This is a genomic window from Actinomadura sp. KC216 (genome assembly GCF_004348535.1).
Lineage (GTDB): Bacteria > Actinomycetota > Actinomycetes > Streptosporangiales > Streptosporangiaceae > Spirillospora.
In genome coordinates this window covers 1-4,580 of sequence record NZ_SMJX01000481.1, presented here as the reverse complement: position 1 = coordinate 4,580, position 4,580 = coordinate 1, and the positions used below count along the sequence as shown (strand labels likewise).

Genomic DNA, 4,580 nt, shown 5'->3' with positions numbered 1-4,580 from the left:
CCACCCGCACCATCGACGGCCTCCTGCTCGGCGTCGCCGTCGGCAGCGGCTTCGCCGCCCTGGAAACCATGGGCTACGCCTTCGTTGCCCTCCTCGGCACGCACGGCGACCTGCTCTCGGTGACCCACCTCCTGCTCACCCGCGCCATCACCGAGCCCGGCGGGCACGCCGCCTGGACCGGGCTGGCCACCGCCGCGCTCGTCGCCGTCCGCAACAGCCGGCACCACGGCCTGGCGCTGCTGCGCTTCGCCCTCGTCTTCGCGGGCGTGGTCACCCTGCACGCCCTCTGGGACGCCAGCGGGGGCGGTGCCGCCTACCTCGCCATCGGCGGCATCAGCCTCGCCGCGCTCCTCCTCGTGACCTGGCGTCTGAACCACACCGAGCGGCGGTCGCAGAGCGCGCCGACGCGACCGGACCTGCCCTTCCTGGTCACCCGGCGTGCGAGCCGCTGAGTCGTGACGAAATGCCTTCACGACGGTGTCCCTTACCTCTGCGGCGCCGTAGCGGGCAGGTTCGCGGTGCTGTCACGCCCCGGACTCGGGGGGCCGGGTGGTCCGGGTGAAGCGCCCAATGGCATCCCGTTCGTCAATACAGGTCCTGGATCTCACCTGGTGAGCTTCGGACTCGCTGATCGGGAACCAGGTCCCGTGGGAGGACAGTCGTCCTGCCCAGGTGAACCACACTGACGATGGATTTCCGGCCGTGAGCGATGCCATCCTGAACGCCCTGCAGGGGATCATGACGTCGCCGTGGATCTACGCTGCCTTGTTCGGGCTCGCCTTGTTCGACGCCTTGGTCCCCGTGGTCCCCAGCGAGACTCTGATCGTCACCGCCGGTGTGTTCGCAGCCAGCGGGCACACGGTCCTCCTGCTGGTCATCGGCGCCGCGGCCGCCGGCGGTTTCTGCGGTGACCACGTCTCCTACGCCGTCGGCCGCTTCGCCGGGCGCCGTCTGGAACGCTGGATACGGGCCGGGGCCCGCAGACGTGCCGCATACGACCACGCCCAAAGGATCCTCGCCGAGCGAGGCGGTCTCCTCCTCGTCGTCGCCCGGTACATCCCAGGCGGACGGACCACCGCGACACTGCTGATGGGCATCGTGCGGTATCCGCTGCGCTCGTTCACCTCCTTCGACGCGCTCGCCGTGATCCTGTGGGCGGCCTACTCCGCCCTCATCGGCTACTTGGGCGGCGCGGCGTTCCGGGATCACCCGCTCAGAGGGCTCCTCCTCGGGCTCGGCCTCGCACTGGCGGCCACAGCACTCGTCGAGGCGGGCCGCTACCTGCGCGCACGGAACCGCCGCGGCAAAGACCGAGGCTGATCGTCCGGTCCGGCTCGACGACGAACGCGCCGCCGCGCGCGTCGGCACCACCTCCTGTATGGGCGCCCAGCGGCCGGGGCCCCCACCGCACAGGGGCCCCGGCCGTCTGCCCGTACCGGCTGGCTACTTGGGCGGCATCAGGACGGAGTCGATGATGTAGACGGTGGCGTTGGCGGTCTGGACGTTGCCGCACACCACGTTCGCGCCGTCCTTGCCGACCGTGTAGGAATCGCCCGAGCCGCCGGTGGTCAGGGCGGCGCCCTGCAGTGTGTCGAAGCCGCCGGCCGACAGGCCGCCCGGCGTGATCTTCTGGCCGACGACGTGGTAGGCCAAAATGCCCTTCAGCGTCTCCTTGTCGGCCATCACCTTGTCGAGCGTGCCCTTGGGGATCTTCTTGAACGCGTCGTTGGTCGGCGCGAACACGGTGATGTTCTGGGCGGAGTTGAGGGTGTCGACGAGCCCGGCCTGCTTGACCGCGCTGACCAGCGTGGAAAGGACCGGGTTGTTGGACGCGGCGGTCGCGACGGGGTCGGTGGACATGCCGCTGAAGCTGCCCGTGCCGGACGCGGGGACGGCCGAGCACGCCGGGCCGAACGGCGTGTCCGTCGCGGGCGCCGCGGCGCCGGTGCCGGTGCCGGACGGGGCGGGAGCGGACGTGCCAGGGGACGCGGCGCTGGAGCCGTTGACGTCGTCTCCGCCGGAGCAGGCGGTGAGCCCGGCGGTCAGGGCCGTCGCGGTCAGGACGCCAACGGCGATTCGTGTGCGCTTCATGGTGGACTTCTTCGGGGTTGGAGAGCTGTCGGTCTCGTCGGCCGCGGCGGTCAGGTCACGGTGACCACCACCGAATGCCAGCCGGTGGCCCCGTCCGGGAAGGGCGGTGACCGGCGCTCGGGTTGGGTGGTTCCGGTCCTGTCGGTGGCGCGGACGCGGAGCGTGTGCGAGCCCGGGGCGGCGTCCCACTCGGCGACCCACTGCCGCCAGGTGTCGATGCCGGGGGCCGGGGCGAGCCGCGCCGGACGCCAGGGCCCGCCGTCGACCTGCCACTCGACGGCGTCGATGCCGCGGTGCTGGGCCCAGGCGGTACCGGCGACGGCGACGGGTCCGGCTCTGAGGCGGGCGAACGGCTTGGGGACGTCGATGCGGGAGAAGGTCTTCACGGGCGCGCGTTCGGCATAGCCGCGTTTGGTCCAGTACGCCTGGTCGGTGGCGAACCGGGTGATCTTGAGGTCGACGACCCACTTGGTCGCCGACACGTATCCGTACAGGCCGGGCACCACCATGCGGGCGGGGAAGCCGTGCGCGATCGGCAGCGGCTCGCCGTTCATCCCCACGGCCAGGAGCGCGTCGCGGCCGTCCAGCACGGTCTCCAGCGGGGTGCTGAGCGCCATGCCGTCGGACGAGCGGGACAGGATCTGGTCGGCGCCCGGCCGCACCCCGGCCCTGCGGAGCAGCGGCGCGAGCGGCGCGCCGAGCCAGCGGGCGTTCCCGGCCAGGTCGCCGCCGACCTGGTTCGACACGCACGACACGGTGATGTCGCGTTCGATCAGCGCCAGGCGCAGCAGGTCGTCGAACGTCAGCTCGACGGGGCGGGCGAGCATGCCGTGGATCCGCAGCGTCCAGTCCCGGGGATCGACCTGGGGCAGGACGAGCGCGGTGTCGACCCGGTAGAAGTCAGAGGTGGAGGTGCGAAACGGCGTCATGCCAGGGACCCGCACCTGTGCGCCCGCCGGGACCGGAGGCGCCGGGACGGCCGGACGCGGCAGCCGCACGTCCGCCCGGGCTGACGAGACGTCGCCGCGGCGCACTAGCGCACGCCCGGATACCCCGCTCACCGCGGCGACGCCGATCACCCCCGCACCCGTCAGCAGCACCCGGCGCCGACCGATCTCGGCTCCGGCGGCCGGGACTCCCGTGGCCCCGGTCGCGTCGCCGCCGGCCGGGGTGGCGGTGCCGTGAGCCGCGTCGCGGGACACGGGAGCCGGGGTGGGACGCCGGCGGGTTCCGGGTGTCAGCAGGGTGAGGGCGGCCATGCCCGCGAGCGCGCCGACCGCGGCCGGTACCGCGTCGAGCGGTTCGGCGACCGGCCTGGTCAGCGCGGCAACGACCCCGACGACTCCGAACGCGGCGAGCCCGATCAGGCCCCAGGCGAGCCGGTGCCGGCCGAGCAACCCGATGGCCGGCGCGGCTACGGCGATCCCGGTGCCGAGGCCGATCAACAGGACCGTCTTGTCGTTGCTCCCGAACCGGCGGACCGCGAATTCCTTCAACCACGCCGGCGTGAGGTCGATGAAGCCCGCGCCGACGGCCAGTAGCGGAGAGGACGACGCGCGTCCGAGCGCACCGGCCGCGAGCTCCGCGACTCCCATCGCGACGGCCGCGGCGAGCAGCCCGCACAGAGCAGCGGTGACCCACCGCAGTCGCCCGGTCGCCCGTCTCGCTGTCACACCGGGTGTTCGGGGCCGGGCGACGGGCGGATGGGTCGAATTCTTCGACGAGTTCCGGGCCCATCCATGAGGGCGTCGGCACCGAACCACCGGTGTGGAGATGACCCAGCCGACCGGCAAGCCGCCCAGAACACTGAAACCGATCGGTGACGTGCCCGGGGAACCGCCCGAACTGGCCGAGCTGCTCGGCCGGGTCGCTCGCGGCGACCAGGACGCGTTCGGGCAGGTGTACGAGCAGCTGTCCAGGCCGGTCTACGGGCTGGCCCTGCGGGTCGTCCGCGACCCGGCGCAGGCGGAGAAGATCGCGCAGGACGTGCTGGTCGAGGTGTGGCGCAAAGCGTCTCACTATCGCCCCGAACGCGGCAGCGCGACGTCGTGGGCCCTGACCGTGGCGCACCGCCGCGCCGTCGACCGGGTCCGCTCCAGCCAGGCCGACCGCGACCGCGAGGAGCGCACCGCCGCGCCCGCGCCCGACTACGACGAGGTCGCCGAAGAGGTCGGCACCCGGCTGGAACACCAGCAGGTGCGCCGCTGCATGCGCAGCCTCACCGAGACCCAACGCGAATCGATCACCCTGGCCTACTACGGCGGCTACACCTACCGCGAAGTCTCCGAACTGCTCGGCGTCGGCCTCGCCGCCGTCAAGACCCGGATGCGGGACGGACTCATCCGGCTGCGTGACTGCCTGGGAGTCCGGCCATGACCCACGACCCGCACGACCTGGCCGGCCCCTATGTCCTGGACGCGCTCGGCGACACCGAGCGGCGCCGCTTCGAGCGCCACCTGTCGGGCTGCACCACCTGCGCCGACGAGACC

The 4,580-nt window shown here is 72.6% G+C and carries 6 protein-coding genes; 4 read left to right on the top strand and 2 right to left on the bottom strand.

The window, feature by feature from the left end; translation table 11 throughout:
- A partial coding sequence (locus E1264_RS40495) for a PrsW family glutamic-type intramembrane protease (protein WP_132182539.1) occupies positions 1–452 on the top strand: 452 nt, incomplete at its 5' end.
- A gap of 250 nt (positions 453–702) precedes the next feature.
- Positions 703–1,320: a DedA family protein gene (locus E1264_RS40490; protein ID WP_132182537.1), complete on the top strand. Its 618-nt coding sequence runs from the start codon at positions 703–705 to the stop codon at positions 1,318–1,320.
- A 123-nt stretch (positions 1,321–1,443) separates the two neighbouring features.
- Here E1264_RS40490 and E1264_RS40485 read toward each other — a convergent pair whose 3' ends face one another.
- Positions 1,444–2,091, bottom strand: coding sequence for a fasciclin domain-containing protein (locus E1264_RS40485; RefSeq protein WP_132182535.1), 648 nt, complete (start codon positions 2,089–2,091; stop codon positions 1,444–1,446).
- Positions 2,092–2,141: 50 nt separating this feature from the next.
- Positions 2,142–3,764 (bottom strand): molybdopterin-dependent oxidoreductase, encoded by a 1,623-nt coding sequence (locus tag E1264_RS40480; RefSeq protein ID WP_347813456.1) that lies wholly within the window; start codon positions 3,762–3,764, stop codon positions 2,142–2,144.
- A 100-nt stretch (positions 3,765–3,864) separates the two neighbouring features.
- Between E1264_RS40480 and E1264_RS40475 the strand changes: the two genes are divergently transcribed.
- Complete coding sequence (locus E1264_RS40475) at positions 3,865–4,467, top strand: sigma-70 family RNA polymerase sigma factor (RefSeq protein WP_132182533.1); 603 nt, start codon at positions 3,865–3,867, stop codon at positions 4,465–4,467.
- A partial coding sequence (locus E1264_RS40470; RefSeq protein ID WP_132182531.1) for a zf-HC2 domain-containing protein occupies positions 4,464–4,580 on the top strand: 117 nt, incomplete at its 3' end. The genes E1264_RS40475 and E1264_RS40470, both read left to right, overlap by 4 nt.

Bases quoted from the DNA above. Each gene is read 5' to 3' on its own strand.
- E1264_RS40485 (WP_132182535.1), bottom strand. From the start codon at position 2,091: ATGAAGCGCACACGAATCGCCGTTGGCGTCCTGACCGCGACGGCCCTG.
- E1264_RS40475 (WP_132182533.1), top strand. From the start codon at position 3,865: ATGACCCAGCCGACCGGCAAGCCGCCCAGAACACTGAAACCGATCGGT.